This is a genomic window from Bordetella sp. BOR01, from assembly GCF_019218885.1.
Taxonomy (GTDB): Bacteria; Pseudomonadota; Gammaproteobacteria; order Burkholderiales; family Burkholderiaceae_B; genus Bordetella_A.
This window is the reverse complement of record NZ_JAHUWT010000001.1, coordinates 1,505,776-1,519,974: the sequence shown is the minus strand read 5'-3', so window position 1 is coordinate 1,519,974 and position 14,199 is coordinate 1,505,776. Positions and strand designations below refer to the sequence as shown.

General features: G+C 66.3%; 8 protein-coding genes. 2 read left to right on the top strand and 6 right to left on the bottom strand.

The features are described 5' to 3' along the window. Positions 1–75 precede the first annotated feature (75 nt). Together KW845_RS07310 and KW845_RS07305 are read left to right on the top strand one after the other, a co-directional pair. Complete coding sequence (locus tag KW845_RS07310; RefSeq protein WP_218368467.1) at positions 76–1,290, top strand: CoA transferase; 1,215 nt, start codon at positions 76–78, stop codon at positions 1,288–1,290. Further along, a complete protein-coding gene (locus KW845_RS07305; RefSeq protein WP_218368466.1) occupies positions 1,287–1,736 on the top strand; it encodes a PaaI family thioesterase in 450 nt (149 codons plus the stop codon). Before KW845_RS07310 ends, KW845_RS07305 begins: the two co-directional genes overlap by 4 nt. Before the next feature lie 28 nt (positions 1,737–1,764). Here KW845_RS07305 and KW845_RS07300 read toward each other — a convergent pair whose 3' ends face one another. From KW845_RS07300 to KW845_RS07275, 6 genes are all read right to left on the bottom strand, one after another. Next, positions 1,765–1,935, bottom strand: coding sequence for a hypothetical protein (locus KW845_RS07300; RefSeq protein WP_218368465.1), 171 nt, complete (start codon positions 1,933–1,935; stop codon positions 1,765–1,767). 15 nt (positions 1,936–1,950) lie between these two features. After that, positions 1,951–3,036 (bottom strand): YeeE/YedE family protein, encoded by a 1,086-nt coding sequence (locus KW845_RS07295; protein WP_218368464.1) that lies wholly within the window; start codon positions 3,034–3,036, stop codon positions 1,951–1,953. Between the two features lie 25 nt (positions 3,037–3,061). Continuing rightward, positions 3,062–4,003, bottom strand: a complete 942-nt coding sequence (locus KW845_RS07290; RefSeq protein ID WP_218368463.1) for a sulfurtransferase — start codon at positions 4,001–4,003, stop codon at positions 3,062–3,064. 115 nt (positions 4,004–4,118) lie between these two features. Then, a complete protein-coding gene (locus KW845_RS07285; RefSeq protein ID WP_218368462.1) occupies positions 4,119–12,017 on the bottom strand; it encodes an autotransporter outer membrane beta-barrel domain-containing protein in 7,899 nt (2,632 codons plus the stop codon). A 199-nt stretch (positions 12,018–12,216) separates the two neighbouring features. After that, a complete protein-coding gene (locus KW845_RS07280) occupies positions 12,217–13,176 on the bottom strand; it encodes a ketopantoate reductase family protein (RefSeq protein WP_218368461.1) in 960 nt (319 codons plus the stop codon). Positions 13,177–13,196: 20 nt separating this feature from the next. Further along, the gene (locus KW845_RS07275; protein WP_218368460.1) at positions 13,197–14,174 is read right to left on the bottom strand and encodes a tripartite tricarboxylate transporter substrate binding protein; all 978 of its coding nucleotides are present in this window, start codon (positions 14,172–14,174) and stop codon (positions 13,197–13,199) included. Positions 14,175–14,199 lie beyond the last annotated feature (25 nt).

Genomic DNA, 14,199 nt, shown 5'->3' with positions numbered 1-14,199 from the left:
AATTGGATCGGCTCGATCGGCTCGACTATTGTTGCTGGCACAGGCCAAGTCTTGGCTGCAACGGGATACCGCGCTGTGAAACCGCTAGAAGGAATCCGCATTCTCGACCTGAGCCGAGTGGTGTCGGGACCATTTTGCACCATGCTTCTGGGCGACCTGGGAGCGGAGGTCATCAAGATCGAAGAGCCGCGCGCCGGCGACGACAGCCGCGCGTTCGGCCCGCCCTTTGTCGGCGGCGAAAGCGCTTATTTTTTGTCGGTCAATCGCAACAAGCAGAGTTGCTGCATCGACCTGAAATCGGAAGAAGGCCGCGCACTGATCGTGCAGATGGCAGAACAGGCCGACGTGCTGGTCGAGAACTTCCGGCCGGGCACGCTGGAGCGCCTGGGACTGGGCCGCGCAATGCTGCGCGCCGCCAACCCGCGGCTGATCCTGTGTTCCATCACCGGCTTTGGCCGTACCGGCCCGGATGCCGATCGCCCCGGATACGACCTGGTGATCCAGGGCGAATGCGGCTTCATGGACATCACGGGTTTTCCGGACGGCCCGCCGACCAAGGCGGGCACCTCGATTGCCGATCTCGTCACCGGCCTGTACGCGTCCCAGGGCATTCTGGCCGCGGTCATCGAGCGGCAACGCAGCGGCATGGGCGGTACGGTGGACCTGTCGATGCTCGACTGCATGGCATCGCTGCTGACGTTCAATGCGGGCATCTATTTCGCCACCGGGTCTTCACCCGAGCGCCGGGGCAATGTCCATCCAACCATCGCACCTTATGAGACGTTTCGCGCCGCGGATGGCTGGCTCAACGTGGGAGTGGCCAACGACAAGTTCTGGAAACTGTTCTGCGATGCCGTCGATCTGCCCGGCCTGGCGCAAGATGCGCGCTTTCGCGCGGCGCCGGACCGCGTTGCGCATCGCGCTGCCCTGGTGCCCGAAATCGAGGCGCGCCTGCGTGGCGAGCCTCGTGCCCACTGGCTGGAACGGCTGGTGCGTGCCGGCGTGCCGTGCGGGGCTATCCGGTCCGTGGGCGAAGTGTGCGAAGCCGCGCAATTGACGCAACGCGGCATGGTCGTGACCCTGCCCCATGCCAGTGCGGGGCCAGTGCAGAACATCCTGAGCCCGTTCCGGTTCGACGACCGGCCACTGGCCTGCCATAGCGCCCCGCCCCGGCATGGCGAACATACCGGCCAGGCGCTGTCGCAATGGTGCGGGCTGGACGCCGCCGCCGTTGCTGGCCTGGCCGAGCGTCGCGTGGTGCGTATCCTGGACGGCGATGCCGCGCCATGAAACCACGCCATATCGACATCGCCGCGGCCGAGGGCGCGTTCTGCCACGCGCGCGATACGTACGAGCAGGCTTTCGGCAGCTTCTTCCTGGCCCGGCTGCTGGGCTTCGAGCTTGCCTACCACGATGATTGCTGCCGGGTCGGGTTCGAGGTTCGCGATTTCATGTTCAACCCCCAAGGCTCGCTGCACGGCGGCATCATCGCCCTGGCCCTGGACGTATCCATGGGCCATTTTCTGAACCACCTGCAAGGCCCGGCCATGACGCTGGAAATGAAAACCCAATACCTGGGGGCCATCCGCGGTGGGCGCGTCTGCGCGGAAGGCCGCTTGCTGCGGCGGGGCCGCGGCATCTGCTTCCTGGAATCACGCCTGACGGACGCGGATGGCGGGCTGCAGGCGCATGCCACGGCCACATGGAAGTTCCTGGGCCCGGCGGCGGGCGCCTGATCGCGGCGGCCGGCCGTCGGGATAGAGGCTAGAACGTCGAAGCGCAATGGCCGCCCGAAGGCGCCTTGCCCGAACCAGCCGCGATCAGCGGCGGTTCTTGCCTGACATTGACGGGCTCGGATGCGGCCCAGTCCCAGGCGAAAAAGGCGATCAGGACGAGCCAGAATGCAACGCCCAATCGCGATACGCGTTTTTTCATGGTGTGCATGTCCGGTTAGAAAGCATAGTGGCGACGGATGCGCACGCCGATCAGCGACCCGCAGAAAGCCAATGGCACCCAGATCCACCCGTGCAGGCTGCCGGTGGAAATACCGCTGACCATCGCACCGATATTGCAGCCGAACGCCAGGCGCGAGCTATAGCCCAGCAGGAAACCGGCAATGATGCCCACCACCCATTGCCGGGTAGTCAGCGGCGCGCGCCGCGACGCGGCAGACGACTTCCCCGCCGCGACCAGCAAGGCGCCCGCCAAGATGCCGATGTTGGTGATGGACGTGACGTCCAGGAAGACCGACTGCGATAGATTGTTCAGGTTGACGGGCTGGCTCCAGAACGCATTGGCGGCCGGGTCGAACACACCTACGGCCGTGGCGACCTTGGCGGCCCACAGTCCGAAGCCGTACACCACGCCCCACGGCTGGCCGGCGATCAGCAGGTTCAATATCGCCAGTACCGCCAGCAGGATGGCGCCGATGAGCAGGCGCCGGTTGAACCAGCTGGCGCCCTTGCCCACCCAGGCCCGGACAGCCAGGCCCAGCAGCAGCAAGCCTGCGCAGGTCAGGCCGAAGGCCTCCCAGGGACCGAAGGTGGCCACCAGGCTTACCGGGCGGGTCGCGCCCAGTTGCAGCCACTGCTCGAGCTGGGCCGAGCCGAGGAAACTGCCGATGGCGAAGACCGGCAATATGGCCATGTTCAGGGGCACGCCCATGCCTGCCTTGTACAGCGTGCCGGAACCGCAGCCGTCGGCGACCTGCATCGCAGCCCCGAACACGAAGGCGCCCACCAGCAGGCTGATGCTGGGCGGGCCGAGCGCCGCGCCCAGGTCAGTGGGAAACGCCGCCAGCAAGGGCATGGACACCGCGGCGGCGGCGGCCAGCAGCAATAGCTGCGCCGTCACGCCACTGGGGTCGCGTTGTTCGATCAGGCGCCGCCAGCCAGTGGTAAAGCCGAATCGAGCGCCGGCGAGCACGCCGCCCATGCCGATGCCAACCAGGAAAAGCACTGCCTGGCGTAATGAAACGAACCAGGCCAGGGCAAGAAAAAAGGCGGCCAATATGGCCGCGAGCGGAAAACGCGTCATGGAATGAATGCTGCCAGGGAGGGTGTTAGCTGACCAGGTCCTTCAGGCTTTTCAAGATCTGCTGGCCTCGGCCGGGTACGTTGTCCATCGGCAGCGCCTGGGGAGCCTGCGTCCAGTCGGCCAGCGACGCGGGATACAGCGACACGTTCTTCTGTCCCACCACTTCGGAAAGCGCGAACCAGTCGGTGGCCGCCCAGTGGCCGGTATTGCAGAACGAAATGGTTTCGTCGGCAGGCTCGGGCAGCGAGCTGGCGGCGATGGCCTTGGCCTCTTCGGGCGAGACGAAGATCGCGGTGCCGGGCTTGAACCACTTGCTGTGCTCGAGGTTGAGCGCTTTGTGGATGGTGCCGGGCACCTTGGCGGTGGGCGCCTTGACCTCGCCGCGGAAGAAGTTCGACGGACGCGCGTCGACCAATTGCGCCTTGGGGTTGTCGATCTGCGCCAGCACGTGGTCTTGCGTCGCGATCAGCGAGCGGTCCAGCACCGGCTGGTAGCTGCTGGCAGCCACCGTGGGCACCGCCTGGTCTTGCGGCAGGCCGGCGTCGGTCCAGGCTTTTACCCCGCCGTTGAGAATCGACAACTCGGACAAGCCCAGGTATTTCAGTGTCCAGTACACGCGGGCCGAACTGCCGAAATCAGTAGCGTCGGCACCGGAAGACACCACCACGGCGTGGATGCCCTGGTCGACGCCCAGGCTGCGCACCAGTTCGGCCAGCTTGTCCACGGGCGGCAATTGCCCCGGGTTGTCGGCCGGGCCGCGCCATTGCCCGTAAGGCGCAGACAGGGCGCCGGGAATATGGTTGGCGGCGTATTCCTGTGCGGGCCGGATATCGATGATGCGCACCGAAGCGTCGGTGCGCGCGCTGTTCAATTCAGCGGGGGTCAGCAGGGGCGCGGCGGCGTGCGCGCCAAAAGAGGCGCCGGCCGCGATCGCCGCGGCGGCAAACATGAGAGAAAAGCGTTTCATAAGGGGTACGCACCATGAAAGAACCAAGCCTAAGCCTGATTCTTTCATTATTTGTATATATAGAAAAATACATTTTAATGATTTTTATATATATAAAAGTACGTACCCGGGCCGATCAGAACGGAATGCCCACCTTCAGGGAAGCGCTGTTGCTGGATGCATGGCTGGAGAACTCGCCTTCGTACTGCAGGCGCACGTCCACCCCGCCCTGGGTCGAGATCTGCATGCCGGCCCCGACCCGCGCCACGGAATCGTCGATCGGCAACGAGGTCTGGAAGCCGCGGCTGCCGTCCGGTGCGCCGGCAAAGCGGGCCTTGGTCTTCCATTCGTCGTCGGTCAGGAAGGTGGCGCCCACATAGGCATAGGGCCGCAACGTCGCCCCCTTGATATCTACCCGGCCGCCGACTTCCAGGGTGGGCGACAAGGCGAAGGTGAACTGGTCGCTGCCCTCGATCTTCAAGCCCAGGTCGCTACCCTTTTCCTGGTAGCCCGGCATGCGGGAATAGATGGCATCGACGTCCATATAGGGTTTCAGGTAGAACGAGGAGGACGCGAAGGTACGCGCCACCCGCAGCCGCGCTGCGCCGCTGTAGACGTCGGGATCGCTGGAGGCCTTACCGTTGAAGCCGGCCACGCCGACCTGCCGCCGGGTGTCGTAGCTGCCGTAGCTGCCGCTCAGGCCCGCCGCCAGCAGCCAGGGGCCGATTTCACGCTTGACGGCCACGCCCAGGAAACCGCTGTCGCCCTTGCTGCCGACCCGGCCGCCATCGCTGCGCAGCGAATCGTTCTGGTAGGCGGCCGATACCCCGACGAACCAGTTCGGCGCCACTTGTTTCTGGGCACCCACCTGGTAGGTGGTGCTGTTGCCGGAATAACCGGCGGCGTCGCCTATGCGGTCCTGGTTCGATTCGCGATACGAAATCTGCCCCCAGACACATTCGCCCTCGCCCGTCATGGCATCGTTGCCGGTGAAGGACGGGCAGCTCATCAGGCTGCTGCCGAAGCGCCTCATGCTGGCCTGCATCTGCGTGGCGGGCGCCAGCATGACATCGGGCGACAGATTGGACAGCAACTGCCGGTAATTGCCCTGGCCCTGAACGGCGACGTTGTCCACCGCCGCGAACAGCCTGCCGAACTGGCCGGGCGCGCCGGCATCCCAGATCTCTTGCAGGTGGCCAGCCAACGCGGTCTGCCCGGACCCCAGCCCGAGCGCGGGCGCATCGAAGTCCGCCCCATCGACCGACAACTGGTAGTTCTGGCCGTCGCGATGGAGCGCGTAATCGAAAATCGGCGATTGCCTGGGCGCCAACTGGCCGGTTGCCTGGCCATCGACCGTCAGCACCGTGACGCGGCGCTTGGGCATCAGCGACAGGGCCGCGATGTCCAGTCTGCCATCGAGCTCGGCATCGCCTTTGACATGCAGCAGATCGGCGCTGCGACGCTCGAAATCGGCGTTGACTACCAGGGTGCCTTGACCGCCCTGCCTGAAGTCGCCGGAAATCGCCGTACTGTCGACGATGCTGTTGTGGCCGATGATGAGCGTCCCGTCGTTGACCACGTTCGCATCGTAGCGCCGGGCGCCCACCAATACCCCGCCGGTCGGGCCGGGCGTGGCGGCCTTCGCGGCCATGCCGGCGGTAATCTCGCCCGCGTTGTTGATCGTTCCCGCCGCATCGCTGTCCAGGTTGGTCATCAAGATATCGCCCTCGATGACACCCTGGTTCTGTAGCGTCAGGACACTGCCCGCGCTGGTGGAACGAGTACCGTCATAGCGTATGGCAACGCCCGAGTCCGCCGATACGTGCGCGCCCGATTGCACCGCCAGCCAGTTCTGGTTGCCCCCCACCAGCCAGATGCCCGCCCCTTGGTTGCCGCTGCCACCGGCGACCGTGCCATTCAGGGTGAGGTCGATGCCGCCATCGGCGGTCGGGCCCTGGCTCTGGGCGAAAATGCCCACCGAATCGTTGCCGGTGGCCAAGACATTGCCGTTCTGGGTCAGGTGGATCATGCCGCCTTTGCCTGTGCGGCCGGTACCGGTAGAACCCGCGGATGCCGTCGACGAGTCGCCGCGCAGTCCGCCCCCGCCGCCTATGGATTGCGCCAGGATGCCGAACGCGCTATCGCCCTTGGTGACGATGTCGGCGTTGATGGACAAGGACACATCATTCCCGTTGCCTCCGCCCGCGTCGGGGCCGCCGTCGGCAGCCGAGGGCGCCACGGCCAGCGGGCCCACTGAAGGGTCGCCGGCGATTCCGCCGCCGCCACCGATGGACTGCGCAACCACGCCGTGCGAACCACGTCCCTGCGTCTGGATCTGGCTGCCACCGGCAAGGCTTACCGTCACATCGCCGCCATGGCCAACCGCGTCGCCCTGCCCGCCCAGTGTCACTTGCGACAGGCCAACGCCGGCGCCCGCCGTGGCGATGCCGCCACCACCGCCTATCGATTGCGCGACCAGGCCAAAGGCGCGATCGCCGGCCGTGCCGATACGCAAGACGGCATTGTCGACCGTGACCGCTTGCGCGTCGCCATAGTCGGTGCCGCCCACCAGGATGTCTCCGGCCACGCTGCCGCCGTCGGCCGGCAAGCTCATGCCGGCCACCCCGCCGCCGCCGCCGATCGACTGCAGCACCACGCCATGGGCATCAGCGCCGTTCGTCACGATCGTCTTGGATCCATACAGCCTGACCTTGCCACCGGTCTGGGTATGGGACGAGTCGGAAGATTGGGCGCCCCCGACATTCATCTTGATACCCGTTCCGGAAGCCAGCACCGCGGCCAGGCCGCCGCCTCCGCCTATGGATTGGGCCAGGATACCGTACGCGCCATTGCCGGCGGTAAGGATGCCCGTATCTTCGGCACCGTCCACCCGCAAGGCGATATCGCCGCCATACCCGTTGCTGCCCTCGCCGCCGCCCACGTTCGCGGCCCCGACGGTGGGGGAAGACACGCCCTGGGTATTCGAACCGACATAGCCTGCACCGCCCCCGCCGCCTATGGATTGAGCCAGTATCCCCATGGCCCAATCGCCGCCGGTGCTTACCGAGCCCAGCGCCGCGATCGACACGGCGTCCTGCTCTTTCAGCGGATTGCTATTGCCGACACCCCGCACCGACTCTGCGGTGTCACCGGAATCATCGCCGTCGTCGGCCGAAGCGTCACCGGGATCTCCGCCGACATTCAGGTACATTTCTGATTCGGAGGGAAGAGCGCCGCTGGGATCGCTGGTATCGTCGCTGCCCAGCTGTTTCACCACGGCTCCCGCCACCCCGCCGCCCCCGCCGATCGATTGGGCCACCATGCCATGCGATACGTCGCCCAGGGTGACGATATCGCCGTTGTTCTGCAGAGAGACCACGCCGGCATCGCCGCCGTCTCCGTCACGCCCCCCCACATGCACCGTGAGCTGGGTCGTCGTGTGCTCGCCTTCGTTGAGGCCGTTTTCCCAAGGGTAAAGCGCCTGGGCCGCACCCGTCCCGCCCCCGCCGCCGACGGACTGCGCCAGCAGGCCTGGCGAGAAATCCCCCTGGGTGCCGATGGAGAAGTCACCTTCGACGACAACGTTGCCGCCATCGCCACCCGTGCCGCCCTTGCCGCCCAGTTCCAATCCCAAGGCAATGTTGAAGGGCCTGATCGCGCCCCAGACCCGCTTGGGATTGGAAATGGTGTTTATCCCACCCACGCCCCCGCCGCCGCCGACGGATTGCGCAATCAATCCGGCAGCCTGGTCGCCGGCAGTCGAAATATTGACGGCCGAGCACTCCACCTGGTAGCCGCAGGCCGTCACGGTTCCGCCGTTGCCGGCATTGCCGCCGTGGCCGCCCAGCGACATCACCAGCGAATAATCCAGTATGAATGAGTTCGCGCCGTAGTCGGCGGTGCCGCCGGCACCGCCGCCGTTGCCCACGGATTGCAGCACGACGCCATGCGAGCCGTCGCCCAGCGTTTGCACGATATTGTTGCCGCTGGCCGCGAAGTTGACCGCCCCGCCATCGCTGCCGTCACCACCGTGTCCGCCCACGCCCGAACCGATATTCATCGTGCCGCTGAAGATGGCGGATCCCATGTTGCCCAGGCCGCCTCCGCCGCCGATCGACTGCGCCAGGACGCCATAGGCCGTGCCACCCCGGGTCAGGATGGACGAACCATCCTGCAGATCGATGTCCACCTGCCCGCCCAGGCCGCCGCCGCCGCCGCTGCCGCCGATGGAAAGCACGCCGGAATACAGCGAGGTCTTGCCATCGACCGAGGAAAGGCCACCCTCGCCACCGCCGCCGCCGATCGACTGTGCCACGATGCCGTCGGCGTAGTCGCCTGTCGTGGTGATGTCGCCCTGATTGACGACGGTGACCAGATCGCCCTGCCCGCCCGCGCCACCGGTGCCGCCCACGCCCACCGACATCCGGCCGCTGGTGTTGAATCTCAGCCGCCGCCCATTGGTTCGGATGTGGTTGACCAAGGCCGAGACGTTATTCAGTATCGAGTCGTAGCCAGCCCCGACAGAGCCTCCCAGGCCGCCGCCGCCGCCGATCGACTGCGCCATGATCCCGTCGCTATTGCGGCCCAGCGTCGTGATGATGCCCGCGTTGTGGACCGCAGTGGCGGCGCCGTCGCCTCCACCAGGGCCTTCTCTGCCGACGGCCACCGAGAGGGTCAACGACGGCACTACAGTCTCTTCGCCGGGCAACAGGTGTCCCCCCAGGGAAGCCACTGCGGAAACCCCTTGCGATTCTCCGCCCCCACCGCCCACCGATTGCGCGACGATCCCCCGCGCGCCTGACCCGGTGGTGACGATACTGCTGCCCGCGTCCTGGCTTACGTTGACCAGGCCGCCATCGCCAGCGACGGCGCCTTTGCCGCCGACGGCGGTCGATGCCGACACGCTGGCATAGGTACCGAAGGCATAGCTCGACGAGTACGCCGCCCCACCCGATCCGCCGCCACCGCCGATCGATTGCGCCAGTACGCCAGTCGCGTAGTCGCCCGCGGTGGAAATGGCGCTGTTCGTCAAGTCCACGTCGACTGCCGCACCGTTGCCGCCCACACAATTGTCGTCCGCGCACTGGCCGCCCACCGAGGCCTGGAGCTGCACATTCACGGTGTCGGGAAAATCGACCGCCAGCGAATAGACGGAGGAATCCCCGCCGTTTCCGCCCCCGCCGCCAACCGACTGGGCGTGAATGCCGCGCGAATATTGGCCATGGGTCGTCAAGGCGGTATTGGCGATATCGACATTGACAGCGCCGCCGTCGCCGCCTGCGCCACCCTCGCCGCCGATGGTCAGGTTGATCGGGATGGATACCCCCACGCCTGCCTCGATTGGTATGCCGAGAATGAAGTTGTCGACGATGGAATTGCCGCCATTGCCCCCGCCGCCGCCGATCGACTGGGCAAGAATGGCGGTAGCGCCATCCGCGTCTGTATTGTCGGTATCGTCGTCATCTTCGGAATCGCCGGTCAGGTCGACGCTGCCGGTCGTCGTGATCGAACTCTGGTCCAGCGCCACATTGACCGCGCCCCCATCACCGGCCACGCCACCGGCGCCGCCCACGCTCATGTTCAAGTTGACTTCGATGCCGAGGGTGTCGGTGACCACGGCGCCTCCGGTGCCGCCGCCCCCGCCTATCGATTGCGCCTCCAGGCCGGTGGCCAAGCCTCCGGCCGTCTGGATATGCAGGTTTGATCGATCGACCGTGACGACTCCGCCCGAGCCGCTTCCGCCGCCGTCGCCGCCCATCTGGAAGGTCAGGTCGGCAATGCCGGCACCGAACGCAAAGCCGCCGGACCCACCGCCCTTGCCCACCGAGTGGGCCAGCAGGCCTTTGGCACCGTAGCCCGTGGTGATGATGCTGGCTTGCTCGCTGCCCGACACGGTAACCGCGCCACCGTCACCGCCCCCTTCGCCGACACCGCCCACGCCGATACCCGCGACGATGGCCAGGTCGAAGGCATTGCCGCCATCGCCGCCGCCGCCACCGATCGATTGCACAGCCACGCCGTGCGAAAATTCGCCCGCCGTGGTGATCGTGCCAATGGACGTGACCTGGACCTCGCCGCCGCTGCCGCCGGCCTGGCCCTGCCCACCCACGCTCAGGATGCCCGCGGTGCCCGCCGCGCTGCCGCCGCCTCCGCCAACCGACTGGACCAGCATGCCCTTCGCGGCATCGTCCCGGGTGGAAATGGTGCCGTAGTTGGCCGCCGACACTTTGCCACCATGGGACTCGTGTTCCGAATCGGCATTTCCGCCAATCGCGATGATGCCTCCGGCGCCGCCGGCCGCGCCCCCGCCGTCGGCGATCGATTGGGCCACGATGCCGTGCGACCCATACCCGGTGGTGGTGATGGTGCCGCCATTGGACACCGCCACCTCGCCGGGCGTGCCGCCCGCCTGGCCGTCGCCGCCCACTTCCAGCACCAGGCCGGCGGCCACGCCGCCCGCGCCGCCGCCGCCCGAGATGGACTGGGCCAGGATCCCGTACGCGTGCTCGCCTTGCGTGTCGATATCGGCGTAGTTGGTCACCTTCACATTGCCGGCATCACCGCCATTGCCGCCATTACCCGCACCGCCGCCGATGATGCCGGTGAATTCGCCGCCCGTGCCGCCGCCTCCGCCCAGCGACATGGCCACGATGCCGCTGGCGAAGTCGCCGCTGGTGGTAATACGGATGTTGCTATCGGCGTTCACCTGAACCTCGCCGCCATCGCCACCGAACCCGCCGCCGCCGGACCGGCCGGCCACGGCCGTGTTGTCGGCCCCATCGCCGCCTTCCCCGCCGCGGCTGATGGCCACCACACCGCTGACCGCGGTGCCCGAAGTCGCGATCTCGTATGCCGATCCGCTGCGCTTGAGTGCCACGGTGACGGCGCCGGCATCGCCGCCGTCGCCACCGGTATTGCCGTTCGGACCCTCGCCGCCTTTACCGCCCTGGCTGGCGGCATGGACGGCGGCACCGTGCTCGAGCCTGGCGCCCGTGACATCGACCGAGATGCCGCTATTGACATTGACGGTAACCGTGCCGGCGTTGCCACCCTGCCCGCCCCGATCGTCGTTGTCTTCGGAGTGATAGCCGTGGGCACCGTCGCTCTCGGCCAGGATGCCGTAGATTTCCTGCTCCGCGGTCGTCGTGTTGACGCGCACCTGCAGCTCGGCGCCGGCATAGTGATCGACCTCTACGGTGCCGCCTGCCCCGGCATCTCCGTTGTAATGGCCGCCATAGCCGCCGAAAGACCAGGCCCGGATACCGCTGACCAGGTCGGCGGAACTCTGGATGGGCGCTTGCGCGCCGATCTTGATCGAGCCGCTATTCTGGACCTTTGCCAATTGGCCCGTACCGCCCGTGCCGCCATGCTGATTGTCGAACAGCGCACTGTTCTGCCGGCCGCCCTGGCCGCCGCCGCTCTGGGCCAGCACCCCTTCGAAATTCTCGGCGATGGTGCCGTCGACCTCGTAAGAGCCCGACACGGAGACCCTGACATCGTTGCCATTTGCGCCTGTACCACCATTGGAGTCGTTGTCGTCGTTGTCGTCGAGCTCGCCGGCGCCGCCCTGCGATATCCCGGTGATGAAAGCGCGCGGGGTGGACCTCGTCACATTGCCATTGCTGTCCGTGGCGCCGTCGACACTCACCGCCATCTTGCCGGAGCTCGTGATGTTGACGCTGCCTGCGCCCCCTCCGTTGCCCGCGTCTTCGCCCTGCCCGCCAAACGTCTGGCCGTACAGCACGCCCCGGTAAGTATCGAAGCCCGAGGACACGGTGAAGCTTGCACCGGCATCGTTGATGGTGATGGAGGGGCCGGCGCCGGCATTCGTGGTGCCGTTGCTGTGCGGCGGGCTGTAGCCCGCCTCGCTCTTGCCCTGGATGGTCGTGTAGGTCTCGCCCGGCTTGTAGTCGCACTGCCAACCGCCGGATTCGGTGCATGCGGCCGTGGCGGGCGAGGTGCCTGCCAGCAAGCCCGTTGCCACCGACGACACCAGGATGTGGCGCCTGTACGCGAGTTTTCGACGAATTTTCATGCCACCGGCCATCTTGTTCTCCGTTTTTACCGGTGCCCACGCAGTTACGCCGCACCGCAACAATCCGACAAGTGCGATTAATGCGCAGAATTCGGATAAACGCAGCAATTTTTCGATGAATCTCCGGTTTTTCTCGACGAAATGAAAACGCGGCGTTCCAGGAACGCCGCGCCGATGGTTTTATGACAGGAAGATGTCTTCAGTGTGCGCCAGCCCGGGCAACGGGCGCCGCATCGATTGCCATCGACTCTTTGGCCCGGATCAGCGCCACCACGACATCATTGATGGGTGTGGGCACGCCGTACTCTTGGCCCAACCTGACAATGGCGCCATTGATGGCATCGACTTCGCAGCGCCGCCCCGCTTGCAGGTCGAGCAGCATCGATGGCCGGGCGCCAGGGATCTTGCCGCCCAGGGCACGCACGTGTGCGATGGGGTCGGGCAGCCCCAGTTCCACGCCCAGCTTGCGCGACACATCGACGGCTTCCTGGGCGCAACCGGAAGCGATGCGCCAGGCTTCGGGGTGCTCGATGATCTGGCCAATCGTCAATTCGGTCAGCCCTGCCGTGCCCGAATACGCCACGTTCATGATGACCTTCTTCCAGACCATGCTGGAGACGTCGTCGTGCAGGGCCACCTCGAAACCCGACGAGCGCCAGATTTCAGCCGAGGCCTTTAGACTGGCGCGCGGCAGGCTGGCATAGGCCCCGAACCAGGTCACCGCCAGGCCGTTATGGTGTGCATGGCCCCACTCGGGGATCGAGGCGCCGTAGCCACCCACCACGCCCACCGCCAGTTGCGCCGGGTCGACATAGCGCGCCACGCGCTCGGGCGAGCCCACGCCGTTCTGGATGGTTTGCACCACCGTGTCCGCATTCATCAGCGCCCCTGCCGACCGCGCCGCCGCCTCGACGTCGAAGGCCTTGGTGGCGATGATGACCAGGTCGCAAGGTCCGATGTCGTGCGTACCGGTCGACGCGCTGGCCAGCCGCACCACGCGATCGCCGCTATAGCCCGATACGCGCAGTCCATTGGCGTTGATGGCGTCGACGTGCTCTTGCCATGGCGTGACCGCATGCACTTCGTGCCCGGCCGCCGCCATCAATCCGGCGTACACAGAGCCCATCGCGCCGCATCCCACGATACATACCTTTGCCATCGTTCGTTCCTTGTCGGTGGTCAGTCCAGCTTGATGCCGGCCTGCTTGATGATCGCGCCCCAGCGTTCGAACTCTTCGCCGGTGTAGCTTCCGAGTTCGTCGGGCGACATGGTGTCCACATACATGCCGGCACTCAGCACGCCCTTGCGGATTTTCTCGGTGTCCAGCACACGGTTGAACGCCGTATTGAGCCTGGCGACAATGGCCGGATCCAGGCCTTCGGGGCCATAGATGGCAAACCAGGATCCCACGTTGTAGTCATCCAGGCCCAGCTCTGCCGCGGTCGGCACGTCGGGCAAGGCGTCCAGCCGCTTGTCGCCGGACACCGCGATCGGCTTGGCCAGCCCGGCCTTGACCTGGCCCATCGCGCCAGCCGGACTGGTGATGTAAAAATCGACGGTGCCGGCCGCCACGGCCTGCATGGCATCACCCGCGCCCTTGAACGGGATGTGCACCATCGAGATACCCGCCATCTGTTCCAGCATCACCGCGCCCACATGAGGGATCGACCCCTGGCCGGACGATGCGTAGTTCAGCTTGCCGGGGTTGGCCTTGGCATGCTGGATCAGGCCCGGCAGATCCTGGAACGGCGCCTTGCTGCTGATCACCAGCAATTGCGGCGCGCTGGCAACAAAGGCCACCGGCGTGAATCGCTTCACGGGATCCAGGTCCAGGTCTTTGAAGAGATGCGGGTTCGATACCAGGTAGCCGTTGTAGCCGAACACCAGCGTATAGCCATCGGGCCGGGCATTGGCCACGTAGCCGTTGCCCAGGTTGCCCGAGCCACCCGGCTTGTTCACCACCACGACCGATTGGCCGAGTTCCTTGCCCAGGGGGTCGGCCAGCAGCCGCGCCAGGTAGTCGGTAGACCCGCCCGGCGGCGACCCGACCACCAGGTTGATGGGCTGCTGCGGCCAATCGGCGGCCCCGGCATTGGCGGCCAGGCTGCATGCAGCCGCGATACCCAGGCAGAACCGGGCCAGAGTCTTCAACAGCATTGTCATCCTCCTGATTTTTTTATGG